The sequence below is a fragment of the Agrobacterium sp. 10T429 genome, assembly GCF_056393925.1.
The window spans coordinates 17,788-43,775 of sequence record NZ_JBFTGV010000011.1 but is presented as its reverse complement, the minus strand read 5'-3'; the positions used below and the strand labels follow the sequence as shown (position 1 = coordinate 43,775).

Genomic DNA, 25,988 nt, shown 5'->3' with positions numbered 1-25,988 from the left:
GCTTGCCGGATCACTCTGGCCTTGCGCCCTCGAAGGCGCGTTGCAACAGGGCGCGGATCGCGGTTTTTTCAACTGGCCGCGGGCACCAGTAAGGATTGGCGGTCGCAAGCTCGGCCATAGCGTCGAGATGTTCCTCGCCAACACCGAGTGCTGCAAGGCTTGCCGGCGCGCCGAGCCGGGCGGCAAAATCGTAAAGACCCGTCCCTGCCCTGCCACCGACAAGTGCGGCCAGCGGCGCAAGCTGATCCGGCACCGCCTGTTCCACATAAGCGATGGTATGCGGCAGAAGCACCGCATGGGTTTCCGCATGCGGCAAATCCAGACTGCCGCCCAGCGTATGACAAAGCTTGTGATGCAGCGACATGCCAACAGCGCCAAGCACCGTGCCACACAGCCACGCGCCGTAAAGTGCCGTTTCGCGCGCCTTGGTATCTTGCGGCGCCATCCTCACACCGGGAAGCGCCTCGATCATCGCACGCAACCCTTCCACCGCCATCATACTGGCGATGGGATTGCGATCCCGAGCATAAAGCGCCTCTGCCGCATGGGCCATGGCGTTTAGCCCGCTGGTCATGCTGATGCCAACAGGTAATCCAAGTGTCAGCTCGGCATCGTAAATCACCACTTCCGGCAGGATTTCCGGACCGCGCAGGGTGGTCTTCACGCCATTTTCCGTTTGGCCAAGAATGGGCGTCACCTCAGAGCCGGCATAGGTCGTTGGAATGACGATCTGGGGCGCATCGGTGCGCAAGGCAATGGCCTTGCCAAGACCGGTGGTAGAGCCGCCGCCGAGCGATACGACGCAATCGGCACCGGCAGCGCGATAGGCCTCGACCGCCCTTTTCGTCACCTCGACCGGCGTGTGCATGGCCGCATCGGAAAAAACACCGGCAGCCAATGGGCCAAGCCGGGCTGCCAAAGCCTCCGCATCGCCCTTCTGGTGGGGTGTGGAAAGCACCAACGCCCGTGACAGCCCGAGGCGACGGATTTCCTCCGCCACCCCCACGGAGCTACCCGTGCCAAAGACGATGCGGGCCGGGGCCATCGTATAGACGAACGGCTGCATGGATCAGGCTCCGTCGAGCTTGAACAGGCGGCGCGCATTGGTGCGGCCGATCTTTACCCGGTCGGCCTCGGCAATGCTCGTCGCATTGAACCAGTCGGAGGCGTGATCGATGTTCTCGAAGGGCCAGTCGGTGGAGAACAGGATGCGGTCGGCACCGATTTCCAGAATGGCATCGATCAGGGTCTGGGTGCGGAAATTGCCAGAGGTGGTGATGTGGAAATTCTCGTTGAAATAATCCATGAAACGGCGCTTGGCCGGATAGCGCGGCGGCAGTTTCACCCAGGCATTGCGGTGGTCGATGCGCCACATCATGTAGGGCAGGCCCTCGCCCATATGGCCAAGAATGATGTTGAGGCGCGGATGCTCGTCGAACAGGCCTGATGCCATGAGGCGCAGCGCGTGAACCGCCGTTTCCTGCGCAAACGCCCAGGTGGGGCCAAGCAGCCAGGGGTGGCCGTCATAGATGCGGGAATCCTGCGGTAGCGGATTGCGCGGATGCAGATAGAAAGGCACATCAAGCTTTTCCACCTCGCCCCAGAATGGACGATATTGCGGCAGGTCGTAATAAAGCGGTGTCTGGCCATCGCCCTCCTGGCTGAAGCCGTTGACGAGCGCGCCGACGAAACCGAGGTCGTTGACGCAACGCTGAAGCTCCTCGGTCGCCGCATCCGGGTCCTGCAACGGCAGGGCTGCGAAGGCGAGGAAGCGGTCCGGCCGCTTGGCGCATTCTTCAGCCAGGACGTCATTGGCGCGGCGCGCAATCTCGATCGCCTTCTTCTTGTCGGGAATAGCCTGCACCGCCGGCGCATTCAACGACAGGATCATGGTTTCGATGCCATGCGCATCCATCAGCTTCAGGCGCGTATCCTGAATGTCGAGCAGGCGATGCTGCAGTTCCTTCCAGTAATCACCGGGCACGAACCCGGCCGAATCCTGAAGTGTTTCCGGGATTGCGAAATGCTCTTCGAGAGCGACCTTGCCTTGCATGTTATTTCCTCCGAAAATCGCTGTTCAGTTGCCGCCACGTGTGCGGTCAATATTGGCCCTTGGGTTCCAGGCCGAGCATGCTCTGGCCGATCATGGTGCCCACGGCATCCCAGTTCATGCTGATATGGCGGCCCACCGCGTTCGCATCCCGCCAGGCCCGCTGGACCGGATTGGAAAGATCAAGCCCGACACCGCCGGTGGAATCGTTGAGTGCCTGCACGGCGCGCAGCGCCAGAGAGACCGAAAAGGACTGGCCGCGACGGCTCAATAGCCGGTCGTCCACCGAAAATTCCGCCCGCCCTTCAAGCCTTGCCTGTGAGAGTGCCTGAGCCCTCGCAACGTCGCGCAACAGGATTTCACAAGCGGCATCCACGCTCGCAGCGGCTTCCGCGACACGCAGCTGGATGGTTGGAAATTCCGCCATGCGGTTATTGCCGCCCGCCACCGCACCGCGGGTCACCCGGCCACCCACATGATCGACATAGGCTGCCAGGGCACCCTTGGCTGCGCCGACGCCAGTCGAGGCGAGACAGGAAGGAATGCCGGTCAGAAGCGGCATGTTGAAGAGACCTTCCTGCGCATAAAACCGCCCGCCCGGCGTGTGGCCGCTGGTCGCGTCCGGAAAGGTCAGAACCCGATGTTTGGGAACAAAGACATCATCGAGAACCAGCGTCTTGGAACCCGTGCCGGCAAGCCCGACCACATGCCACGTGTCTTCAATGGCATATTGGCTCGCAGGCACGAGAAGGAAGGCCGGAACCGGCCTGCCTTCGCCCTGCGGCGGCAGGATGGCGGCGCAGAGAGACCATTGGGCATTCTCGCAGCCCGAGGCAAAGGCCCATTTGCCGCTCAGGCGGTAACCGCCGTCAGCGGCCTCCGCCATCTTTACCGGCGCATAGGAACCACACAGAAGCGCGTCAGGGTTTTCGCCCCAGACATCCGCTTGCGCCTCCTCTGGAAACATCGCCAGCAGCCATTGATGGGCGGAAAGCAGGCCGGCAACCCAGCCGGTCGACGCGCAGGCCGCCGAAAGCTCGATATTGGCTTCGACAAGCTCGGCAAATTCACCGCCCTGCCCACCGAAAGCCCGCGGTTTGACGACGTCGAAATAGCCGATGCCGCGCAGCGCCGCGATATGACTGGCGGGAACGCGGCGCGCCTCCTCTGTTTGTCGGGCGCTGGAGCGGAAAAGATCCGCTACACCGGCAACGCGACCGACGAGGCGGACATGCGGGTTCGTTTGCGCCGGCTGCGGCGCATGGCTCATATCGTTCATGATTGTCTCCTCCGAGAATAGTCTAGCCGGGAAATATCAGGCGGACAGGCCTGCCGGGCTTGCGGCGCAATATTGGGCATTTTCGTAAAGCAGCGGTCGTGTCGTCTCGCTTACATCGGCCGACACCACCTGTCCGATAAACACCGTATGCGTTCCATATGGCATTGCCGCGACACGGCGGCAGGCGATGGCGGCATGGGCCGTGGGCAGATAAAGAACACCGTTGTCATGACGCTGCCACTCGCCGTTGCGGAAACGCTCCTCCGGTGAAACCTTGCCGCTGAAAGCATCAGACAAGGCAATCTGGTCCTGCGTCAGTACATTCACGATGAAATCGGGCCGGCAGAGCAGCAATTCGTGCAGAAACGTGCGGTTGTTCAGGCAAACCAGAAGAGAGGGCGGCTCCATCGAAACCGAGGTGACGGCGGTAACCGTCATGCCGTGATCGCGCTGATCACCCGTGGCACAGGCAGTGATGACCGTCACGGTCGCCGGAAAACGACGCATTGTCGTGCGGAAATTCTGGCCGACGCCTTCAGGCGCAAGATTGTTCAGGCCAAACAGTGCTGATGTCATGAGATCCTCCCAAATCCTGCATTCTTAAATATTTTCATTTGCAACATTTGTCAATGCAAATGTTTTATGGCGGAGGAAGCTGCGATATGGCCTCGCCGTCCCCGGTCTTCTGGAGCGAAACTATTGAAACTGATAGATTATGCCGGTACAGCCGATGGGTGCGCCACGTCATCCGCGCACGTGTTTCTCAAAACGGGGTTTTGCTTGTGTCTTATCAGTTCACTGACTCGGTACCCTACCTGCTCAACTGGGTAGGTGTTCGGCTTGGAGAGCGCTTCTCCCTGAGGCTGGCATCCTATGACATCACCCTGCCGATGTATCGTGTGCTGGCAACGCTGAGACAACAGGAAAGCAAAACGCTGACCGAGCTTTCAGACMTCGTGTCGGTGGAGATTTCCACGCTTTCCCGGCTTGTTGGCTTGCTCGTCAGACGCAACCTCGTCAGCCGCGAGCGACCGGTCGACAATGCGCGGATCGTGCGCATCACGCTGACGCCAAAGGGTGAAGAACTTGCCGAGGAACTGATGCCGATCGCCGCCATGTTCGAAAAGACCGCGATCGAAGGCCTTGACCCGGCCGAAGTGAAACTTTTCAAAAGCATCCTGCGCCACATCGGCCGCAACATTGCCGGTCTCTGATCCCCCAAGGATCCGCTGACCCGTCGCGACCTTCGCGTGCAATGTACTTGTAATGGCTGGTTCCTATCCCTGTGGCAACTCACCACAGCGGAGGAAATTTGCCCATGTCCGAGAGATTGTCACCCGCCTACCTGACAACGCTCGCCCTTGTCACAGCATCGATCCTGGTTTCGGCCTGCGCCTCGACAGTCATGAAAAGCTACATCGGCGCGCCCATCACCAGCGTGATGCTGGACTATGGGCCGCCGGACAATATCTATAGCCTTGGCGGTGGACAGCAGGCCTACCAGTGGCGGAAGAACAAGACACAAGCTGTCGCCGGATCATCGAGTGGCGAAGTGCGGACAACACGAAGCGGGGAGCGTTACGAAGTGTCCGAGACGCCGAGTTATGTCGAGCGCATAGACTGCTTCTACACTTTCTACACACGCAATTCCCGCGGCGAATGGTATGTCACGAGCTTCCGGCAACCGGCGCTCGAATGCGAGTGATCGTTTCCGGATTTCAAACTCCGCCCTCCCAGATTTTTGACCGCCGCTTTGATGCTCGAAGCGGCGGTTTTCGTTGGAACGTTCTCCCTGGGATTTCTCATCGGATGGGCCGGTCAGAAGCGGTAGTTCAGGCCAGCCTTGATGACGTGATCATTTAGATCGGTCTTCGACCTGCCGCTCGCCAAACTTGGCCGACAGGCCGCCGCCGAAGCCGGGGAAACATGCCTGATCGCTTAAAATCCCGTCAGCTAGACAGTGTCAGCCGCAGCATCTTTCGAAGCCACCGAGCGAATTTCCAGCCGGACGCAAAAACCGGGATTGAGGTCGAGGAAGACAACGCGTCCGCAATGGATCTCTGCCGCCTTCTGGACTAGGTTCAACCCGAGGCCGGCTCCTGGCGAGTTCGTATTGACGCGGTGAAACGGCTCGAATACCTGCTCGCGCTCCGAGACGGGGATGCCCGGCCCTTCATCGCAAACGTCAATGAAGCCCGCAGCACCGACCCGGATCGTGATAGCACCCTTGCCGCCGCCATGATCGATTGCGTTGCGAACGAGATTGACGACCGCCATCTCGATGATCGAAGTCTGGACCGTGAACACGGCCTCTCCTTCACTTGGCTCGAAATCGAACTCGTAACCGGCATCCATCGCAATCGGCGCGAGATCGGTCGCGATGCGCTCGACAAGGATGTTCAGGTCCTGCCGCTCGGCGGGTAATTCCACCACGCCGACCGCCTGCATCTCCAGCAACTGGTGCGCAACGCGTGTGAGGCGATCGATATCGGCCCGGAGTTGTCGGCTCAGCGGGTCATCGGGCAAAAGATCGGCCCTGATCCGCGCGATTGCAATCGGCGTTCTCAGCTCATGCGCGGCATCGGCAAGAAAGCGGTTACGGCGATTATATCCCTCATCCAGCTTGGAGAGCGCGACGTTGAAGGCATTTACCAGGGGAATGATTTCGCTGGGCACCTTGGAACGATTGATACGGGCAGACCGGTTCTCGAAATTGATGGATTGCGCCTGGCTGACCGTTTCCATGAGGCCGCCAAGTGAACGGCCGACCGCCCTCGGGGTCACGATCAATGTCGCGATACCAGTCAGGATCAGCATGGGCACGACGGCGATAAGAATGACGAAGCCCACACCCGGCAAGACAGTAAGCCAGCGGATCTCGCCGTTGGCATCTTTTTCCAGATCTAACTGCATACTGATCCATAGGCTGAGGCCGTCATTCGGGATGCCTTTTTCCGTCCCGGCAATGAATTGCAGCCGCCCGGCAGGCGTATTACGGTTTTCCATGGTGGCCCGGACTGTTTCCCCCGCTTCCAGACGCGCCCTTTCGATGCTTGACGGAAAAACTGCCGCCAAAGCCGGTACTGGGATTTCTCCATATCGCAGGACGATTTCATCGGCGTCCCGCACCAAGAACCAAAGATTCGGATAGCGCTGTTTCAGCTCGACCAATCCGGGCGTGGGCAGAACTTGCGCCCGGCCCTGCCCATCCTTTGTCACGCTTTCCGCAACGATGCGGACAGCCTCTTCATTGGCGCCCTCCAGCCGTGGATCAATGATCCAGATCCAGCCGACGAGGAGGATGACAAACAGAACGAGCAAGAACGCCTGCAAGGCGAAAAGACGCTTCATCAGCGCCCACCGCAGGGATCGGTTGCGCTCCTGCTTCATGTGTTCGCTCGGATGAGATAGCCGATGTTTCGCACGGCTCTTATCTCGACGGTGGCTTCGGCCTGCGCGAGCTTCTTCCTGATGCGGGAGATATGGGCGTCGAGAGCGTTGGATTCGATCTCATCATCCAGGTTGTAAACCGCTTCGACCAGATTGGAACGCGTCACGATGCGGTTCGGGCGTCGCATCAGAGCCTCGAGCGCCAGATATTCCCGCCGCCGAAACTCGATGATGGCACCGGCAACCGTGACTTCATTGCTCTTCGGATCAATGCTCAGATTTCCGAAGCTCACATATTGGCTGGAAAGCGAAGGGCCGCGCCTGTGCAGCGCCCGAAGGCGGGCAAGCAATTCCTCGATCGCAAAGGGCTTGGCGAGGTAATCATCCGCTCCGGCGTCAAGACCGTCAACGCGGTGATCGACACTTCCGAGCGCCGTCAGAACGAGGATCGGCACCGAATGCCTGGCTTTGCGAAGCGAAGACACAAGGTTCAACCCTTCACCATCCGGAAGGCGACGATCCAGAACCAGCACATCGTAAGACCCGTCACGCGCCAGCGCGTCGGCATCGGCAATCGTCCTGACATGATCCGCAAGCACATCACGCCGTCGCAGGGCTTCGAGCAGGGCCCGCGCCATTTCAGGTTCATCCTCGAGAAGCAGGATTCGCAATGACTTTTCCCCAAAGGTGAATGCTTGCCGTCCTCACCACTGGTCGGTGAATGTTACAGCTACATTGCAGGCAAGGAGCCGGACTATCCTTCTCTCACCCTCCTGCCAGACGCAAATCGACCGTCACACCTTGGATGCCTTATCCCGGCCTGTACCCATGTCTTGCATAAAACCGGTCAAGCTCGCGCTGCTTCGGCACCTCACCGGTGTAGATCGCAATATAGTCCGGGATCCTTTTCATGCGCACGGCCATATCTTCCTCCGACTGCATGGAGATATAGCCGATCTGCACGAGATAGGTGGTGCGGGCACGCACATCCGCCATATTTTCCGAATGGCCAAACCGCATGAACATGCGCGAAAGTGCATCCATTCTCGTCTGATCGGCCTTACGCACCTCGGCAAGAATATCATCGGACTGAAGAGCCCAACTGCGAACCGCAAATTCGAACCTGTTGTCGAAGAGGCCAGCATCCAGCCAGCAATCGAAGACATTCAGCATCGCTTCGGCCAGGGTCTCCGCATAGGCCTCCGACTGCCTGACGATGCTGCCGGTATTCTTTTCGCGCCAGCGGGAGACGAGTGCGGCCAGCAACTCCTCCCGATCCCGGAAGAACCAGTAGAAACTCGTGCGCGACAGACCGAGTTTTTTCGCCAACGGCAGGATTTTCACGGAATCCACGCCGGATTCGAGAAGTGCCTGGTAGGCGGCCTCAAGCCAGCCCTCCTGCGATCCGCGCCAACCGGTCTCGTTCAATGTCGCTTCCATGATGATTTCCTAGCAAATCGGTCTGGTCGCGACAAGGCGAATGTCCACTCATGTCGAATGCATAAACACAAGTGTTTTATTAATTGACACCTATGTACATTCCCGCTTAGCCTTCTCCGATAAACGTTCTCGGAGCCCGGTCGCCATGTCGAATGACCCTCTTCTTCAGCCCTACCAGCTAAAGCATCTCACCCTGCGAAACCGCATCATCGTTACCTCGCATGAACCCGCCTATCCGGAGGACGGCATGCCGAAAGGGCGCTACCGCGCCTATACGCTCGAGCGGGCAAAGGGCGGCGTCGCCATGACGATGACGGCAGGCTCCGCAGCCGTCTCGAAAGACAGCCCGCCCGTCTTCAACAACCTCTTGGCCTACAAGGATGAAATCGTTCCGTGGATCAGGGAAATGACCGACGCCGTGCATGAAGAGGGTGCAGCGATCATGATCCAGCTGACGCATCTCGGCCGCCGCACGCGCTGGGACAAGGGCGACTGGCTGCCGGTGCTGGCACCATCCCACCAGCGGGAAGCCGCGCATCGCGCTTTCCCGAAGAAGATCGAGGATTGGGATATCGAGCGCATCATCAAGGACTTCGCCGACGCTGCGGAACGCATGAAGGCGGGCGGCATGGACGGGGTGGAGCTTGAAGCCTATGGCCATCTCATCGACCAGTTCGTCTCGCCGCTGACCAACGAGCTGGATGGCCCCTATGGCGGCTCGCTGGACAACCGCATGCGTTTCTGTTTCGACGTCTTCAGGGCGATGCGCGAACGTGTCGGCGACGATTTCATCCTCGGGGTTCGCTATACCGCCGACGAATGTCTTGAAGGCGGCACCGGAAAGGCGGAAGGCCTCGAAATCTCGCGCCGGTTGCGGGATAGCGGCCTGATCGACTATCTCAACGTTATCAGGGGCCATATCGACACCGATCCCGGCCTGACCGACGTCATTCCCATTCAGGGCATGGCGAACGCGCCGCATCTGGACTTCGCGGGCGAAATCCGCGCGGCAACCCGTTTCCCAACCTTCCACGCCGCCAAGATCCAGGATGTCGCCACCGCCAGATACGCCATCGCTTCCGGCAAGGTAGATATGGTCGGCATGACCCGCGCCCACATGACGGACCCGCATATCGTGCGCAAGATCATGGAAAAGCGGGAGGACGATATCAGGCCTTGCGTTGGCGCCAATTACTGTCTCGACCGCATCTATCAGGGCGGCCTCGCATTCTGCATTCACAATCCGGCGACAGGCCGCGAAGAAACGATGCCGCACGAAATTACCAAGGCGACGGAAAGCCTGAAGGTCGTGATCGTCGGCGCCGGTCCGGCCGGGCTTGAGGCCGCGCGAGTCTGTGCCGAACGCGGCCATGAGGTCGTCGTCTTCGAGGCCGCAAACGATCCGGGCGGCCAGATCCGCCTGACCGCGCAAAGCGAACGCCGCCGCGAAATGATCAGCATTATCGACTGGCGCATGAGCCAGTGCGAAAGGCTCGGCGTTACCTTTCACTTCAACAGCTGGGCGGAAGCGGACACGGTTCTCTCGGAGAGCCCAGATGTCGTCATCATCGCCACCGGCGGATTGCCGCATACCGATGTGCTTTCAAACGGCAATGATCTGGTCGTTTCCTCGTGGGATATCATTTCCGGCGACGTCAAGCCGGGAACGAATGTGCTGGTTTTCGACGATGCCGGCGACCATGCGGGCTTGCAGGCAGCAGAATTTCTCGCAAAGGCGGGCGCAAAAGTGGAGATCATGACCCCGGATCGCGCCTTCGCGCCGGAAGTCATGGCGATGAACCTAGTTCCTTACATGCGCTCACTGCAAAAACTCGACGTCACCTTCACCGTCACCTATCGGCTGGAAGCGGCGGAAAGAAACGGCAACCAGCTCGTCGCCCACGTCGGCAGCGATTATGGCGGCGTGACGAAATCAAGGACCGTGGACCAGATCGTCATCAATCACGGCACGGTGCCGCTGGACGATCTCTATTTCGACCTCAAGCCGGGCTCCAGGAACCTTGGCGAAATATCCTACGACGCCTTGCTGGAGGGCTCCGCCCAAACCGTCGACCGCAACCCTGGCGGTGCCTACCGGCTGTTCCGCATCGGCGATGCGGTCGCCGCACGCAATACACATGCGGCGATCTACGATGCGCTGCGTCTCGCAAAGGACATTTGAGAGGGCCACCGCGATACGCTTTGAAACTCAGGCCTGGATCAAGGCAATGCCACGGTTCTTGAACCCGAGTGTGACATCGCTTTCGGGCGGCAGACTGGTCTCGACCGCATGGTCGATGATGAAGAGCGTGCCGATATCGGTCTTGACTTCATATTCGACGTGACCGCCGAGATAGGCACTGTGCAGCACCCGCCCGGCAAGTCCCTGTCCGCCCGATTGGGCAATGGAAATCGAACCCGGACGAACCGCAAGCTTTGCCGGGCCGGGTTTGGCGTTGCGTGCCGCAACACGGTGATCGATCCCTCCAACGCGGATCAACGCATCGGCGCCCTCAAGGCTGACCACTTCGCAGCCGACGACATTCGCCTCGCCCATGAAGTCGGCGATGAAGGAAGAAGCCGGCGCCTCGTAGAGTTCCCGCGGCGCGCCTGACTGGGCGATCTCGCCTTCCTTCATCACGATGATCCGGTCGGAAACGGCCAGCGCCTCGTCCTGATCATGCGTCACATAAACAGCGGTAAAACCAAGCCGCTGCTGCAATTCCCGGATTTCGGTACGAACCCGGCGGCGAAGACGCGCATCGAGGTTGGAAAGGGGTTCATCGAGCAGCAGCACCTGCGGCTCCAGCACCAGAGCGCGGGCAACCGCCACGCGCTGCTGCTGACCACCGGAAAGTTCGGCAGGCAGACGATGCCCCATGCCGGCCAGCCCCACGAGCTTCAGACCTTCCTCGGCCTTCTCCCGTGCTTCCGCCTTGCGCAGTCCGGAGGATTGCAGACCATAAGCGACATTGTCGAGCGCCGTCATATGCGGGAAAAGCGCGTAGGACTGGAAAACCATCGAGACATCGCGCTCATTGGCCGGCAGCATGGTCACATCCTTGTCGCCGATCAGAATGCGACCGGCCGTCGGATGTTCGAGCCCCGCCAGCATGCGCAGCGTCGTCGTCTTGCCGCAACCGGAGGGACCGAGAAGTGTCACCAGCGTGCCGGGTTCGATGGTGAGCGAAAGGTCGGGGATGGCGGTGAAGGCGCCGAATGTCTTGCGGACATTCTGAAAGGTGACGGAGCCGGGCTTTACGGAAATCATGCGGTTTTCTCCTGAGCGAGAGGAACGGAGGACGCGGACGGCAGCCCCGCGACGCGGTTTTCGCGGCGCAGGCGACGCTCGCCTACAATGAGCTGGAAGCCGGTGATAACAGTGATCATCACCACGATCAGCATGGAGGAATAGGCAATGGCCACACCGTATTCACCGTTTTCGACGAGACCGACGATGTAGGAGGTCGCCATGTTGTACTGGGCGCTGACGAGGAAGATGACGGCGCTGATCGAGGTAATCGCTCGGACGAAGGAGTAGACCAGAGCCGCCGTGATCGCCGGGCGCAGCAGTGGCAGGATCACTTTCCTGATCGTGCGGAAACTGTCGGCGCGCAGCGTCAGCGAGGCCTCATCGAGGCTTTTGTCGAGTTGGCTCATTGCCGCAATGCCGCCGCGCACGCCGACCGGCATGTTGCGGAAGACGAAGCAGGCGATCAGGATCAGCGCCGATCCCGTCATTTCCACCGGCGGCAGGTTGAAGGCCATGATGTAGCTGACGCCGATGACCGTTCCGGGAATGGCAAAGCTCATCATCAGGGCAAATTCGAAGATGTTCCGACCGGCAAACTTCTGCCGCACGATGATATAGGCCGTCAGCAGACCGACGGCAGCGGTCAGCGGCGCCGACACCAGCGCGATCTCCATGGTCGTCCAGAACGAGTTCCAGGCAACACCGGTCCAGGCAATCGAGCCGTTGGAGAAGCTGACGGAGAACGCGCGGATGTAGTGGTCAAGCGTCAGCGAATTGTCCAGGCCCCAGGTCTTCACGAAACCGCCGACGAGGATCATGCCGTACACGACGATGGTGAAGACCATCCACGGCACGACGACAGCGTGGACACCAATGGACAGGCCGCGTGGCAGCGCGATATGCGCGCCGCTGTCGCCCTTGCCGGTAACCGTGGCGAAGTTCTTGCCGGCCAGCCAGAAACGCTGGGCGAGGAACGCCGAAAGCGTGAAGCACAGGAGGATAATGGCGAGAACAGCGGCGCGTGAAGGGTCGTTCTGCGAACCGACAACGGCAAAGAAGATTTCCGTCGACAGCACCCCATGCGTGCCACCAAGCACCAGCGGATTGCCGAAATCCGCCATGCTTTCGATGAAGCCGATGAGAAACGCATTGGCGAGACCCGGCTTCATCAGCGGCAGCGACACGCGCCAGAAGGTGCGCCAGCGGTCGGCGCGAAGCGTTTGCGACGCCTCCTCCATCGACGGGCTGACACCTTCGACGACACCGATCAGCACCAGGAAGGATATCGGCGTGAAGGAGAGAACCTGCGCGATCCATATGCCAGTCATGCCGTAGAGCCAGCGGCCGGGTTCGATGCCGAAGAGATAGGAAAGCCATTCGGTGACGACACCGGCGCGGCCGAAGAGCAGCGTCAGGGCAAGACCGATGACGAAAGGCGGCGTTATGATCGGCAGAACCGTCAGAAGGCGCAGGCCCTTCTTGAACGGAAAACGGGTGCGGGTGGCGACGAGCGCGAAACCCAACCCAAGCACTGTGGAGCCGAAGGCGGTCATCAAGGCGAGGAAGAGCGTTCGCCAGGCAACGCCGCAGCGCTCTTCACCCGTGACACAGCCAAGGCTCCAGATGCCGGGATCCTTGATATTGCGGATGAAGCCATCGGCATTAAAGGAGCCATCGAAATCCTGAACGGATGCGATCAGCATGCTGCCGATCGGATAGAACACGAAAACGGTAACGAGGAAGGCCAGAATGGAAATCGAGCCGACGACAAAGGCATCGCCCTTCATCACGCCGCGTTCGGCAAGCCCGAAGGCAAAGAAAAGTACAAAGACCAGCGACATGACGACGGCACCGGCGCCCATGGCGGGCTGGCCATCGGAAAGCACGCCGAACAGGTTTTCACTGACGCTCCATGTCCAGCCGGTAAAGCCGATCGCCAATCCCTGCAAAATCAGAACCACGAGACCGGCAGCACCAATCCACGCAAGCAGCTTGCCCCGCAGCATCGGATCGCCAATCGGGCGGACAAGGCATCCGGCGAGGAAAAACAGGCCGGCACCGGCAAGCCAGGGTTTTCCATAAACCAATATTTGCAGCACACCGGGCGCATTGCTGGGGGAAGAGAGAAACTCAGACAGCCAGCGGAAGCTGAAGAAGCCGCCTTCAATGCGATACCAGGGAAGAAAAACCAGGGCAAAAGCCCCGAGCGCCAGGACAATGTTCAGCCTGCGATTGCCACGTGTCATGGCCGACCTCGCTTATTTCATGCCGATGAAAGAACGGCGGACATCCCGGCTTTCAAAGGCCGGGATGCCGATCGCCGGAGTTCAGATCAGTTTGCGACTGCACCGACCTCGCGGTCCCAGCGTTCCAGCAGCGCCTTGCGCTTGGCCGGGTCGCCATAGGTCTTGAAGTCGTAGTCGATGAGCTTGATGTCCTCGAACTTCGGCGCTTCCTTCGGCACTTCCGCGGTCTTGTTGGAGGGAAGCTGGAAGGACTTGGCGTCCTTCATGCGTGACTGGACCTCTGGCTTCAGCGCCCAGTCATACCAGGTCTTGGCATTTTCGAGGTTGCGGGCACCCTTGATGATCGACATGGAGCCAATTTCGTAGCCGGTACCTTCGCAGGGCGCGATGGACTTGACGGGGAAACCTTCCGCTGTCTGCGCCACGGCATCATGCATGAAGACGATGCCGAGTGCCGTCTCGCCACGCGCTGCCGCCTTCACCGGCGCGGATCCGGACTTGGTATATTGCGAGATGTTGGCGTTGAGCTTCTTCAGATAATCGATCGCCTGGTCTTCGCCCATGATCTGCACGAGCGAGGCAAGCGCCGTATAGGCTGTGCCCGAAGAGTTGGGATTGGCGATCTGGATTTCGCCCTTCAGTTCCGGTGCCAGCAGATCGGCCCAGCACTTCGGCTCCTTGTAACCCTTGGATTTGAAGATTTCGGTGTTGTAACCCCAGCCCAGCGCGCCGGCATAAACGCCGACGGTTCTGTAACCGGTGCTTTCCGCCTGTTTGACGGCCCAGTCCTGCAGCTGATCCAGCATCGGCGACTTGTATTCGAGCGTCAGGTTTTCGGAGGCCGCCTGCATGTGCGGATCGCCGGTGCCGGCCCACCAGATATCGGTCTTCGGGTTGCGGGCTTCCGCACGCACCTTGGCATAAGTTTCGCCGGAAGACAGGCGAACCATATTGACCTTGATGTCATGCGACTTTTCGAAATCGCCCTTCATCTGTTCGCAGATGACGACATCGGCAGAGCATATCAGGTTAAGCTCGCCTGCCGCCTGCACCGATGTGGTGCCGAGTGCCGTACCGGCAAAAAGCAATGTGGAAAGTATCGTCAGTCGCATGGTTATCCTCCTGTAGCTTGCGTCTGAATGGTTCGGCAGTCCACAAACATGGCGCTGCCGGTCGCGGCATCTTGTGCTGCCACGCTGTCTGTCTTTTCGGTCTTGGATTGCTGACCCCTACTGGGTCGGATGAATTTCGTTGTCGAAGCGGCTTAACAATCGACTTCGCTCTTCGGGTTGGCCAAAGGTGGCGAAGTCGTAATCCACCATCTTGATCATCGATATATCGGGCGCCGTTAGCGGCAATGTCGCCCGGGCGTTGGATGGCACCTGGTTCTGCCCCGCCTTTGCCCCGGTCGCCTGTCCTTCCGGGGTCAGCGCGAATTCAACGAAGGCCTGCGCCAGCGCATCGTTGTGGTTGCCCTTGACGATGCTGACCGCCCCGATCTCGTAACCGGTTCCCTCGCAAGGGGCGACGATCACCAGCGGAAAGCCTTCGATCTTCTGTGTCACGGCGTCATGCATGAAGGAAATCCCTATCAGAACCTCCCCCCGCGCCGCCGCCTTTACGGGCGCCGAGCCGACCTTGGTGTAACTCACCACATTCTGGTTAAGCTTGCCCATGAAACTGAAAGCCTCCTCCTCGCCAAAGAGCTGGACAAGCGTGGCAAGCATGGTGAAGGCCGTGCCCGAATAGTTCGGGTTGCCGGTCTGGATATGGCCGCGATAAATCTCCTTCGCCAGATCCTTCCAGCATGTCGGGGCCGGCAGACTGTTCTTGGCGAGCAGTTCCGAATTATAGGCAAAACCGAGCGCACCGGCATAGATCCCGGCCGATTTCGATCCCGACATCGCATTGAAATTCTGCGCCCATGGCAGCAGATCCTGCTGATGCGCGGGCTGATACTCTTCCAGAAGGCCTTCCGAACCCGCCTGCAAATGAGTGTCGCCGGTACCGCCCCACCAGACATCGACAGTCGGATGGGCGCGTTCGGCACGAATCTGATCGAGGATTTCGCCGGTGCTCTTGCGAACCATCGAAATCTCGACCCCCATCCGCGCTTCGAAAGCCCGCTGCATGGTCACGCACCAAGCCTCGTCGACGCCGCACAGGACGTTTAACTTCGTCGCGGCCATGCCATGCCCTGCGCCGCACAGCCATAAGGCCATGCTCGCCGCAAGTGCGGTCAATGCTCTCAACTGAGCCTCCCTGCTTGGAACCTCCCCGTTCCAATCTCCGCCATTAGCATGTCACATCCTGACCGCACCGCAATCGAAGAATGGTTACCAATCTTTCCGAACAAGATTACAGATATTACAAATATGACAGGGCGGATAACCAGCTAGGCTTTGAAGATCGCGTCTGCCGCGCCTATGATGATGGCGGGAGGAATACGCAGTGCTTAATCAGAAGGTTCGCATTCTGATCGTCGAGGACGATCCGGATATGGCAGAGCTTATCTCGGACCTCGTCGAGGCCGAGGGCTGGCTGCCCACCTGCGCGCGCTCCGCCGAGGAAGCGGACGAGATATTGGCGAAGGACGTGATGCAGCTGGTGCTCGTGGACCACAACTTGCCCGGCACCTCCGGCCGCACCTTTGCCCAGAGACTACGCAGTAAGGTCGATATCGGCATCGTCATGGTAACGGCTGCCGGCAGCGCCGCCGACCGGGTTCTCGGCCTGGAAACAGCAGCCGACGATTATGTCGTCAAACCCTTCGAACCGATCGAACTCACGGCACGGATCAAGGCCGTTCTGCGCCGGACGATCCCCTCCTTAAAGCAGGAAAAGGACAGTGAGCGCGACCACGGCCGGGCGGCATTGCTCCTCAGCGACTGGGCGATTGATCTCAATGCCCGACAGGCGGTCTGCCTGACCGATCGCAGCAGAACGCTGACAAGTGCCGAATTCGCACTTCTGGAAATTCTGGCCGAAACGCCCAACCAGCCCGTCAGCCGCTCCCAGATCCTCGACAGGCTGGGCTCGGAAAGCGACCGCTATATCGATAGAAACGTCGATGTGCTGGTGCTGCGGCTGAGGCGGAAGATCGAGCGAAACCCCGATCTGCCGCGTCACATCAAGACGCGGCGCGGCAGGGGTTATGTGCTCCACACCGACGAGGGCGAGCTTTCTCCGTGATCAGCCGTTCCTTCCTTTCCTCGATCGCCTTTCGCCTGCCCTTTGCGATCGTCTTCATCTGCATCCTCGTATTCAGCCTATCCGCCATCGCCATCTACGGCCTGCAACGCGCTCGCGATGAAATGGCCGCCTACGGCCTGCAGGCCTTTTCCAGCCTTGCCAAGGCATCGCTGGTTTCGCGGCAGGTCTCCGACCTCGTCTCGAGTGCACCTTTCCTGATGAATGCCGCCTCGCCCTATCGCGTCTCCAGCGAAAGCCGGTCCGTGGTCCAGCAGGTCGATATCCTGCTGGAGATGACAGGGCCAGGCAACGGTGATCGGGTCGCCCGCGGCTTTGCCAACGAGCGCATCGTCGAACTCCTTGAATTGATCAGAACACAGACGCTGGATCTGGCAAAGGATGCAGATGCGGCGCAGGGCCACAAGGCGGAAGCGGCAGCCGCGCTTGGCGAAATTGCCACGGGTCGCGGCATCACCGATCCCGAACTGCGCCGGCGGATGAACGGCATCGTGCAGGCCGCATCCGCATCCGACAGCCTCTTCCAGCTTGGTGAACTGCGCCGCCGCTATGTTGCCGAAACCACCGCGCGCCAGGAAGGTTATCCCGGAGAGCGGCTCCCCGTGGCCGAGCTGCAACCCTATGAGCGGGTCTTTGAAGCGCAGAGCCGTTACCTCTTGGAAATGTTTGCGATCCGCGCCTCGGTGTCGCGGCTTCACATTGTGTCGCGCGATCTGTCCCATGTCACAGAAACCCAGAGCGATGCGGTTGCCCGCAGCCTCAACGAGGATCTGATCTCGACCTCGGACGCTCTGAGCCGGCTATTGGTCATCGTCGCAGTCGCTTCGCTTCTGGTTCTGGTCATGGCAACATTCTCGATTCGATCAGTGATGCGTGTCTCACGCGGGATCGCGACGCTTTCCAACGGCATGAACGCGCTCGCCAAGGGTGAAAAGGATGTCGGCCCGCCATCCTACACCGGATCGGAGACGGAACTGATCCGCCTGCTCGATGCTTTCCGGGCTTTCCATGACAGCGTCGATCGTGTCTCCCGCCTGCGGCGCACGGCAGAAGCGGCGGCCCGAACCATCCGCTCGACCTTCCGCAACATGAATGAGGGAATAGCGCTGTTCGATCCGACCGGTCGGCCAATCACCATGAACCGCCGGATCATAGAACTTGTCGGTCGTTCCGGCTCGTCGCGTAAGCTGCCGCTTCGCCGTTTTGTCGAACCGATACCGGAGATCGATCCCGCACTGTTCCCTTTCGAGAGCGGCCGAGGCGAGCTGATGGACCGGGCAGTCGTGCGCCATCGCACTGGAGATCAACGAGTGATCGAAATATCGATGTCACGCCAGCCGGATGGCGGTATCGTGCTGCTCGCCCGGGATGTAACTTCTCTCGATCGTCAGGAGGCGGAGGCCGCAAAAGCCCAGAGGCTTGATGGCATCATGCGCATGACCCATCAGGTCAGTCATGAAGTGGGCAACATGATCGGCATCATCACCGGCAGCCTCGGCCTGCTGGAGCGCGAAACTGGTTTCAACGATCGCCAGAAACGCCACATCGCCCGTATCCGCAAGGCGGCGGATCGCGGCCGTTCTCTGGCCAGCAGCATGCTGACCATCGGCAGCCAGCAGCCCATTCATCCGAGCTGCATCAACGTCGCAAACCTGCTGCGCGGCATGGCCGATATCCTTGAGATTGCAGTCGGCCCGAAATGCCGGATTGCGCTGGAGATTGACGAGGATCTTCCCTCGATTGCGCTAGACCCTGCCCTCCTCGAGCAGTCCATCCTCAACCTTTGCCTGAATGCGGCAGCGGCCATGCCCGATGGTGGCCTGATCTCGATCAGCGCCGCTTCCGAGAAGGATGCACTTGTGATCGCCGTCACCGACGAGGGAGTGGGCATGACGCCCGAGGCGGTGGACAAGGCCTTCGAGCCCTATTTCACCACCCGGCAGGAACACGGCGGGGCAGGCCTCGGCCTTGCAATGGTCTACGGCTTCGTCCGGCAGAGCGGCGGCGAGGCGCATATCAGCTCAATGCCGGGCGATGGCGCAAGGGTACAACTGACTTTTCCAGTAGGCGCCGACCACGTCCAGATTCGATAAGCCCCGAGAAGGCCTTCCAGGGGGAGAGGAATTCGTCAACCAATTGAGTTGTTAACTCCCGATCAACTCAGAATATTCACTGTCCGTTTCTTCCTGCTCTCTAGGATCACGCCATCCGAGTATGGGAAACAGTACCGTCGTGAAAAATCAACCAAAAGCTGAAGCCAGTGATCCGCAAGCGTACCTGACCGCGCGCCTTGCAACCGCACAGTCTCGTATCGAGAAGACCTTTCTCGAAGGCGGCTCCGTGCTCGTTTCAGTCATGGAGATCCTGAACCAGCTCATCACCATATTGGACCGCATGACGGGTTCGATGGACGGCGATACCGCGGATGCGGCAATGGCCAACATGCAAAAGACCATTGAGGACATGGTCCGCCTGCCGGAAACCGAACAGTTGCGACAGGCCGCCTTCGTTGAAATGAGTTCCCTTTGCAAGTCTGCAAACGGCCATGTCGATGATATCCGCGAGACGATCCGTTACCTGAAAACCTTTGCGGTCACGGTAAAGATCACCGGCGCAGGCATCGCCGAATTTTCCTCCTTTGCCGAGGAAATCCGCGAACGCATCCATTTCGGCGGTACTGAAGTCGGCAAATTCGCGCAATATCTCGATCTCATGGACAAGCAGCTTGCCAGAGCGCGCGACGTCTCATCCGTCATCGGCGCCGATTTCGAAGCAACGATCCCCGGCATCGTCGGAGGCTTGAAGACAAATTCCGGTCGCATCGGCGAACAGCATCGCGCCATGACGGCCATGGCGGCCAAGGTGAAATCCGTCGCGCAGGGCGTGCAGGGCAAGATAGCGGCAACGCTGTCCTCCCTCCAGATCGGCGACATTACCCGCCAACGTGTCGAACATGTGCAGACGACACTCGCCCTGTTCAGCGATTATCTGAATTCCGAAGAGGCGCAGGCGTTAAATTCCGCCGAAATGGACGCTCTTTACGACACCGTTTTCGAGATGGTCAGCGCCCAGATCGACGAGATGGCAACCACCTTCCAGCAGGATTGCCGCAAGATCTTTGCAGGCATCTCAAGTTTCGCCGACGATGCCGCAACCATTCTTTCACTGCGCGACACCCTGGTGGAAGATGCTGCCAATGATGGCGGCAGCGCGTTGCAGCTGCTTGAGAAGGACATAGCAAAGGCGTGCGATCTGGCCGGGCGCGTTCAGGAAGGCATGGCGGATGCCAATGCGGTCGTCGCTTCCGTTACCCGTACCGCACAGGACCTGTTGCACGGCATTGAAGTGCTGCGCTCGATCAAGACTGAAATCCATTATATGGCGCTGAACTCAAACCTGCGCTGCTCGAAACTGGGCGACGAAGGCCGGTCGGTCAATGTCGTCAGCGGCGAGCTGCGGGTCTTTGCCGACAAGCTGGAAAGCCCGGCGGATTCGATCGTTGCCGATCTCCACCGGATCGAAAGCGTCATTACAAATCTGAAGACGGCAGAGAACCGGAGCGCCGGTGACCTGCGGGAACCATTGAACGAAGCACTGGAAGCCATAAGCCACGCCAAGGGTCAGATGGAAACCGGTCTTCAGGATCTCGCCACGGAAGGTCAGGCCGTTTTCAGCCGCATCAGTGCCGCCGTGATCAAGCTCGATTTCGAAAGCGAACTCGGCGATGTCCTGAAAGAATGCCATCAGGTGGCAAGCGGGCTGGCCGCCGGCGGCGCCGGAGACATTTCCGGCTTTGCGGAGAAAATCCAGCCGTTTTCGACACGCATCTACAAGATATACACGATGGCGCAGGAGCGCGACGTGCATCTTCGCTACTTGCCGGTCGATCTTGCGCCCGGGCAGAAAGCACCCGCCACCGTCGAAGATGACGACGATCTCTTTGCCGACGCGCTTTTCTAGAGCGTACCCGATCTAAACAGGATCGATGGGGCGCTTTTACTGCGCCGGGTTCCCGGCGTCAGGCCGCCTGCATCAGTTTGCCAGGGCTTTTCTTGCTGGAGGCCTCAAGGAGACGGAGAACCTCGGCGGCAAAAGCTTCGGCATTCTGCAGAGCCTTGTCGAGATTGCTGACATGGCCGGCTTTCATCATATGCAGGCATCCATCGAATTCGAACATATCGCGAAACGCAGAACGTTCGAAAATCGGCGTATCGAGAACACGTACATTCCTTTGCGCCAGCAGTTCCCGTGCAGCCAGAAGCGCGCGGGTCGTGACCAGCGGATTGACGCGGGTCAGCACGACGGAATGGTCGATCCGGATATTCGCCTTTTCATCGAGATAACGCAGCAGCTCGAGCACCTGCGCCCCGCCCTGCGCATCCATGGTGCTGCCCTGAACGGGTATCAGCACATGGTTGGAGAGACCGATCGCAGTCGCGAGCAGGGGCGATTGCGCACCGGGCAGGTCGATGATCACATGATCGAATGCACGGCGGCTGTCGATGACATGCTGCTGTAACGTCGCCGCCGTCACATAGGTGATGACTGAAAAATCGACACGCGCATCGGCCTTTTCACGCCAGCGGGAAATCCAGCGCTGTGGATCTGTATCGATGACGCAAACCCGCGATCCGCGACGCGCCAGTTCGGACGCCAGGAGAAGAACCGCCGTGGTTTTCCCGGCACCGCCCTTGGTGTTCGCGAAGGTGATAACTGGCATGGCATGATCCGGAAAACTGGGCGGAGACTGTCATGCCTCGCGGAACGCACCTGTCGCATGGTGTTGCCGCCATCATTGGCGAGTTTGGTTAATGCCGGGTAAAAAAGGGTCGCGCCATCAGCGGCGGCGGTCTTCGGCCTGAATTTCCAGCGCGATCCTGTCGAGTGGCAGAACCTTGTCGACACCGCCATGGGCGATCGCTTCCTTCGGCATGCCGAAGACAACAGAGGATGCTTCGTCCTGTGCCACCGTGAAGGCGCCGGCCTGATGCATTTCCAGCATGCCGCGTGCGCCATCATCACCCATGCCTGTCATGATGATGCCCATGGCATTGGCACCGGCGGCACGCGCGGAAGAACGAAACAGAACGTCCACCGAAGGCCGGTGTCGCGAAACCAGTGGCCCGGTGCGGACCGAAACGCGATAACGTGCACCCTGCCGCTCCAGCAGCATATGTCTGTCGCCCGGCGCAATCAGCACATGGCCGCGCAGCACCGGATCGCCGTCCTCGGCCTCCTTGATCTCGACATCGCAGAGACTGTTCAGGCGTTTTGCAAATGCGGCGGTAAATTTTTCCGGCATATGCTGAACGATCACGATGCCGGGTGAATTGGCCGGCAGCTTCATCAGCATTGCGCGCAACGCTTCTGTGCCGCCGGTGGATGCACCGACACAGACCACCATTTCAGTGGTGCGTGCCATGGCCTTGCCCGAAGGCGGCGGCAGCACGGCATCGGCGGTCAGCTTGGCCTGCGGACCGCTTGCGGCAGCAGAACGCAGCACCGCCCGCGCATTGCCGACGCGGGCGTGCGCCGCACTTTTGACGACCTCGCAGATGCGCGTGGCCTGTTCCGCCAGATGATCCGCAGCGCCTATCCTCGGCTTGAGGATGATATCGACCGCCCCCGCCTCCAGCGCCTGAAGCAGGGTTTCCGATCCGGCCTCGGTCAGCGACGAGCACATGACTACAGGGATCGGTTTCTGCGACATGATCTTGCGCAGGAAGGTGATGCCGTCCATGCGCGGCATTTCCACATCAAGCGTGATGACATCGGGAATTTCTTCCTGAATGCGCTTGGCCGCAACAAACGGATCGGCAGCGGCCCCGATCACCTCAATGCCGGGATCGCTTTCGAGAACCTCCGTCAGGGTCTGCCGGACGCTGGCGGAATCGTCGACGATGAGAACGCGGATTTTTTTCGACATGGCTCTCTGCCGCTATTGCTTCTTGAAAACGGTATTGGCGACCTGCCGCAGGGGCAGGTCGATACCGGTTATCGTTTCGGAATGACCGATGAAAAGGTAACCGCCCGACACCAGGCGCTTGCACAATTGGGTCAGGACGTGCACCTGCGTTTTTTTATCAAAGTAGATGAGAACGTTACGGCAGAAGAGAAGGTGCACCGCATCGCCGATCTGGTAGGTCGGGTCCATGAGGTTGAGGCGGGCAAAACCGATCTTGGAACGCAGCCGCGGCACGATACGAACCTCCCGTCGTCCGGCATCGACCGACCGCATGACATATTTGCGCATCATGTCGGCCGGAACCGGTTCGAGCAGTTCACGGGCATAGATACCGCTATGGGCCTTCCTGAGCACATCAGTGGAAAGGTCGGTCGCAAGGATGCTGAAATTGTTGATGACCTGTTTCTCGGCCGCTTCGGCCAGCACCATCGCCATGGTATAGGGTTCCGCACCCGTCGAACAGGCGGAACTCCAGGCACGGATACGCCCATGGCCTTCACCCGCAAGTGCAGGCAAAGCGAATTTCTCCATGTAGTCGAAATGGTTCGGCTCACGGAAAAAATCCGTCTTGTTGGTCGTCACCACATCAATCAGGTAGATCGCTTCCTCTTCCAGCCCGTCTTCGCGGAAGAGGAAACTGCAATATTGAGCGAAGGTGGCATGCCCCGTGGCGCGAAGACGCTTGCGCAGACGCCCTTCCAGCATGGTGCGCTTGCTGTCCGGCATCTTTATGCCGCTGTAATTGTAGATGTATTCGGCGAGCAGCCGGAAATCCCGCTGACTCAGGCCATCATGCGCGGAGCTGGCAGCAATGGAGGCATCCACGGAAAGGGCTCTCCTCATGCCGCCTGAACCGGTGTGCCGCCCTGGCGGGCAATGGCGTTTTCTTCGTTCGAGAAAAGCTTTGCAAGATCGATGATGACGACAAAATCACCTTCGCGGCGAACCACACCTGCAATGTAGTCGGAGTTCCAGTGAACGCCGATATCGGGTGCGGTTTCCATCTGGTCGCGACGGAACGGCGTCACCTCGAATACCTTGTCCGCCACGAGACCTATCGCCAGCGTGCGGGATGGAAACGGAATATCCAGCACCAGCACGCGGGTATGGGGTGTCCGCACGCTGCGGCTCATTCCGAGCCGCAGCCGCAGATCGATGATGGGCACACCCTGCCCGCGCACATCTCTCAGACCCAGCAGATATTCAGGACTATGCGGAATCTTGAACGTGTCCTCATAGTCGAGGATTTCACGGACGACCGCGACGGATACCGCAAAGACCTCCTCACCGAGGCTGAATGTCACGAACTGGCCTTCTGAAGATGTGCTGGTCATGGTCAGGCGCTTTCGCGGAAATCCGCGTCGTCAGCATCGGGACCGCCCATGGACATATCCAGTGCGAAACCTTTGACGCGGGCTTGCTGGGCGCTGACGGTGTTGCCCGTCTGCGGTTTGCGAACGGGGGCCGGCTTCATCGCCGGACGCGTCGCAGCAGGCTTTGCGGCAGGCCGATGTGCAGCCTGTGCGGGGCGCGACGAGACGCTTGAGGCATCCACCTTGAAGAAGGCGATACTGCTCTGCAACTCTTCGGCCTGTGCGGCCAGCTCTTCCGAAGTCGCCGACATTTCCTCCGAAGCGCCGGAGTTCTGCTGCGTCACCTTGTCAAGCTGCTGGATTGCCTCGTTGATCTGGGAGGCGCCGATATCCTGCTCACGGCAGGCGGCGGAGATTTCGGCAACCAGCTCGGCGGTCTTGCGAATGTCCGGCACCAGACGGTTCAGCATGTCGCCCGCTTCGGTTGCCACCTGCACGGTCTCGCCGGAAAGCGAGCTGATCTCGCTGGCAGCAGCCTGGCTGCGTTCGGCGAGCTTGCGCACTTCCGATGCCACGACAGCAAAACCCTTGCCGTGTTCCCCAGCGCGCGCCGCCTCAACGGCGGCGTTCAGCGCCAGAAGATCGGTCTGGCGTGCAATTTCCTGCACGATGGAAATCTTCTCGGCGATGGTGCGCATGGCGACCACAGCGCGGTTGACGGCTTCACCGCTGGCTTCGGCGTCCTTGGACGACTGACGCGCGATCTTTTCCGTCTGCGCGGCATTGTCGGCATTCTGCTTGATGTTGGCAGCCATCTCTTCCATCGAGGCCGAGGCCTCTTCGGCAGACGATGCCTGCTCGGTCGCGCCCTGGCTCAGCTGTTCGGAGCTGGCCGACAGTTCCTGGCTGCCGGAGGACACATTGTCGGAAGCGGAAAGCGCATCGGCGACAATGCCACGCAGGCGCTCAACCATCCGTTCCAGCGCAAGGCCGAGAGTATCCCTCTCGGACAGGGGTTTCGGCATGACGGTAAGATCGCCATCCGCAATCCGGTCGGCAATGCCTGCCGTATTGCGCAGATTGCCCGTCATCGTGTTGATGCGCGCAACGAGATCCTTGATCTCGTCATTGGTCTTGATCTCGACATTCTGATCGAGATCGCCGATCGCAACCGCCTCAGCCACGGTCATGATCTTGCGCAATCCGCTGCTGATGCCGAGCGCGATCCAGAATGCTGTCGCGATGGCGATGAGTACGGCAATGACCGATGCACTGACCAGCAGGGTGCGGGTCTGCTCATAGTCATCAGCCGCCAATTGCTTCGATTCTTCAAGACGGTCGCGGTTCATCTTGACGCCCTCGCCCAGTTTCCCGGTCAGGGCATTGGCAGCGTCACGGCCCTTGCCGGACGAGTACGACGCGGCGAGCGACGTATTGCCCTGCGCAACCAGTTCCCGGACGTGATCATCACTGGCCTCGAAAGCCTTGGTGATGGCCTGCAGATCCGTCCAGAACGCACGCGTCTCGGCGCTGGCGGTGGCTGCCATATCATTCAGCATGGCCGTCAACTGGTCGCGACTTTCGTTACCTGCCGCCTTGAAAAGCTGGGTTTCCTCCGGCGAAGCAGCAAGGATGATATTCTTCTGCGACCGGACAGTTGCCAGCGCCAGTGCGTTCATCTGGTGAACCTTGTCGAGGCGCACGACGGTGCCATCGACCACATCGTCCATGGCATTCTTGGCAATACCGAGGCTGTAGATGCCATAGCCGGCCGTTCCGGCAAGCATCAGGATCAGAAAGCCGAAGGCAACCGCCAGCTTCATCTTGATTGTAAATCGCATC

The 25,988-nt window shown here is 59.8% G+C and carries 22 protein-coding genes; 6 read left to right on the top strand and 16 right to left on the bottom strand.

What is annotated here, in order from left to right; translation table 11 throughout:
• Window positions 1–10: 10 nt before the first annotated feature.
• The 4 genes from graC to graD are packed head-to-tail and all read right to left on the bottom strand — an operon-like array spanning window position 11 to window position 3,905.
• Window positions 11–1,066 carry a maleylacetate reductase gene (graC, locus tag AC1DCP_RS21400; protein WP_038492159.1) on the bottom strand — a complete coding sequence of 352 codons (1,056 nt, stop codon included), beginning with the start codon at window positions 1,064–1,066 and terminating at the stop codon, window positions 11–13.
• Window positions 1,067–1,069: 3 nt separating this feature from the next.
• Window positions 1,070–2,053 carry a gamma-resorcylate decarboxylase gene (gene tsdA, locus AC1DCP_RS21395; protein ID WP_003514143.1) on the bottom strand — a complete coding sequence of 328 codons (984 nt, stop codon included), beginning with the start codon at window positions 2,051–2,053 and terminating at the stop codon, window positions 1,070–1,072.
• A gap of 46 nt (window positions 2,054–2,099) precedes the next feature.
• On the bottom strand, window positions 2,100–3,329 hold the full coding sequence (graA, locus tag AC1DCP_RS21390; RefSeq protein ID WP_038492162.1) for an FADH(2)-dependent resorcinol hydroxylase oxygenase component: 1,230 nt from the start codon (window positions 3,327–3,329) through the stop codon (window positions 2,100–2,102).
• A gap of 36 nt (window positions 3,330–3,365) precedes the next feature.
• A complete protein-coding gene (gene graD / locus AC1DCP_RS21385; protein ID WP_003514147.1) occupies window positions 3,366–3,905 on the bottom strand; it encodes an FADH(2)-dependent resorcinol hydroxylase reductase component in 540 nt (179 codons plus the stop codon).
• A 206-nt stretch (window positions 3,906–4,111) separates the two neighbouring features.
• Between graD and AC1DCP_RS21380 the strand changes: the two genes are divergently transcribed.
• Window positions 4,112–4,543 (top strand): MarR family winged helix-turn-helix transcriptional regulator, encoded by a 432-nt coding sequence (locus tag AC1DCP_RS21380; RefSeq protein WP_476774615.1) that lies wholly within the window; start codon window positions 4,112–4,114, stop codon window positions 4,541–4,543.
• Window positions 4,544–4,647: 104 nt separating this feature from the next.
• On the top strand, window positions 4,648–5,034 hold the full coding sequence (locus AC1DCP_RS21375) for a hypothetical protein (protein ID WP_065687486.1): 387 nt from the start codon (window positions 4,648–4,650) through the stop codon (window positions 5,032–5,034).
• Between the two features lie 248 nt (window positions 5,035–5,282).
• Here the strand turns inward: AC1DCP_RS21375 and AC1DCP_RS21370 are convergent, their stop codons facing one another.
• The 3 genes from AC1DCP_RS21370 to AC1DCP_RS21360 form a co-directional block, all read right to left on the bottom strand.
• A complete protein-coding gene (locus tag AC1DCP_RS21370) occupies window positions 5,283–6,680 on the bottom strand; it encodes a sensor histidine kinase (RefSeq protein ID WP_320187483.1) in 1,398 nt (465 codons plus the stop codon).
• A 35-nt stretch (window positions 6,681–6,715) separates the two neighbouring features.
• Window positions 6,716–7,390, bottom strand: coding sequence for a response regulator transcription factor (locus AC1DCP_RS21365; RefSeq protein ID WP_003514154.1), 675 nt, complete (start codon window positions 7,388–7,390; stop codon window positions 6,716–6,718).
• A 139-nt stretch (window positions 7,391–7,529) separates the two neighbouring features.
• Window positions 7,530–8,159, bottom strand: coding sequence for a TetR/AcrR family transcriptional regulator (locus AC1DCP_RS21360; protein WP_003514156.1), 630 nt, complete (start codon window positions 8,157–8,159; stop codon window positions 7,530–7,532).
• A gap of 145 nt (window positions 8,160–8,304) precedes the next feature.
• Between AC1DCP_RS21360 and AC1DCP_RS21355 the strand changes: the two genes are divergently transcribed.
• Window positions 8,305–10,341, top strand: a complete 2,037-nt coding sequence (locus tag AC1DCP_RS21355) for an oxidoreductase (protein WP_112153305.1) — start codon at window positions 8,305–8,307, stop codon at window positions 10,339–10,341.
• A gap of 27 nt (window positions 10,342–10,368) precedes the next feature.
• On the opposite strand, the gene AC1DCP_RS21350 is transcribed toward AC1DCP_RS21355, so the two are convergent.
• From AC1DCP_RS21350 to AC1DCP_RS21335, 4 genes are all read right to left on the bottom strand, one after another.
• Window positions 10,369–11,430, bottom strand: coding sequence for an ABC transporter ATP-binding protein (locus AC1DCP_RS21350; RefSeq protein WP_065687483.1), 1,062 nt, complete (start codon window positions 11,428–11,430; stop codon window positions 10,369–10,371).
• The gene (locus tag AC1DCP_RS21345) at window positions 11,427–13,658 is read right to left on the bottom strand and encodes an ABC transporter permease (protein ID WP_065658625.1); all 2,232 of its coding nucleotides are present in this window, start codon (window positions 13,656–13,658) and stop codon (window positions 11,427–11,429) included. The genes AC1DCP_RS21350 and AC1DCP_RS21345 overlap by 4 nt, the downstream gene beginning before the upstream one ends.
• 86 nt (window positions 13,659–13,744) lie before the next feature.
• Window positions 13,745–14,770 carry an ABC transporter substrate-binding protein gene (locus tag AC1DCP_RS21340; protein WP_003514162.1) on the bottom strand — a complete coding sequence of 342 codons (1,026 nt, stop codon included), beginning with the start codon at window positions 14,768–14,770 and terminating at the stop codon, window positions 13,745–13,747.
• A 117-nt stretch (window positions 14,771–14,887) separates the two neighbouring features.
• A complete protein-coding gene (locus AC1DCP_RS21335; protein ID WP_041694495.1) occupies window positions 14,888–15,880 on the bottom strand; it encodes an ABC transporter substrate-binding protein in 993 nt (330 codons plus the stop codon).
• 229 nt (window positions 15,881–16,109) lie between these two features.
• Between AC1DCP_RS21335 and AC1DCP_RS21330 the strand changes: the two genes are divergently transcribed.
• From AC1DCP_RS21330 to AC1DCP_RS21320, 3 genes are all read left to right on the top strand, one after another.
• Window positions 16,110–16,850 carry a response regulator transcription factor gene (locus tag AC1DCP_RS21330; protein ID WP_003514167.1) on the top strand — a complete coding sequence of 247 codons (741 nt, stop codon included), beginning with the start codon at window positions 16,110–16,112 and terminating at the stop codon, window positions 16,848–16,850.
• The gene (locus AC1DCP_RS21325) at window positions 16,847–18,961 is read left to right on the top strand and encodes a sensor histidine kinase (protein ID WP_065687482.1); all 2,115 of its coding nucleotides are present in this window, start codon (window positions 16,847–16,849) and stop codon (window positions 18,959–18,961) included. Before AC1DCP_RS21330 ends, AC1DCP_RS21325 begins: the two co-directional genes overlap by 4 nt.
• A gap of 139 nt (window positions 18,962–19,100) precedes the next feature.
• A complete protein-coding gene (locus tag AC1DCP_RS21320; RefSeq protein WP_081308439.1) occupies window positions 19,101–20,828 on the top strand; it encodes a chemotaxis protein in 1,728 nt (575 codons plus the stop codon).
• Between the two features lie 58 nt (window positions 20,829–20,886).
• On the opposite strand, the gene AC1DCP_RS21315 is transcribed toward AC1DCP_RS21320, so the two are convergent.
• From AC1DCP_RS21315 to AC1DCP_RS21295, 5 genes are all read right to left on the bottom strand, one after another.
• Complete coding sequence (locus tag AC1DCP_RS21315) at window positions 20,887–21,588, bottom strand: ParA family protein (RefSeq protein ID WP_013636809.1); 702 nt, start codon at window positions 21,586–21,588, stop codon at window positions 20,887–20,889.
• Window positions 21,589–21,705: 117 nt separating this feature from the next.
• Window positions 21,706–22,794: a protein-glutamate methylesterase/protein-glutamine glutaminase gene (locus tag AC1DCP_RS21310; RefSeq protein ID WP_003514176.1), complete on the bottom strand. Its 1,089-nt coding sequence runs from the start codon at window positions 22,792–22,794 to the stop codon at window positions 21,706–21,708.
• Between the two features lie 12 nt (window positions 22,795–22,806).
• Entirely contained in the window at window positions 22,807–23,676 is an 870-nt protein-coding gene (locus AC1DCP_RS21305) for a CheR family methyltransferase (RefSeq protein WP_065687480.1), read from the bottom strand.
• A complete protein-coding gene (locus AC1DCP_RS21300) occupies window positions 23,673–24,167 on the bottom strand; it encodes a chemotaxis protein CheW (RefSeq protein ID WP_003514179.1) in 495 nt (164 codons plus the stop codon). The genes AC1DCP_RS21305 and AC1DCP_RS21300 overlap by 4 nt, the downstream gene beginning before the upstream one ends.
• Before the next feature lie 2 nt (window positions 24,168–24,169).
• Window positions 24,170–25,987, bottom strand: coding sequence for a methyl-accepting chemotaxis protein (locus tag AC1DCP_RS21295; RefSeq protein ID WP_065687479.1), 1,818 nt, complete (start codon window positions 25,985–25,987; stop codon window positions 24,170–24,172).
• Window position 25,988: the final 1 nt, after the last annotated feature.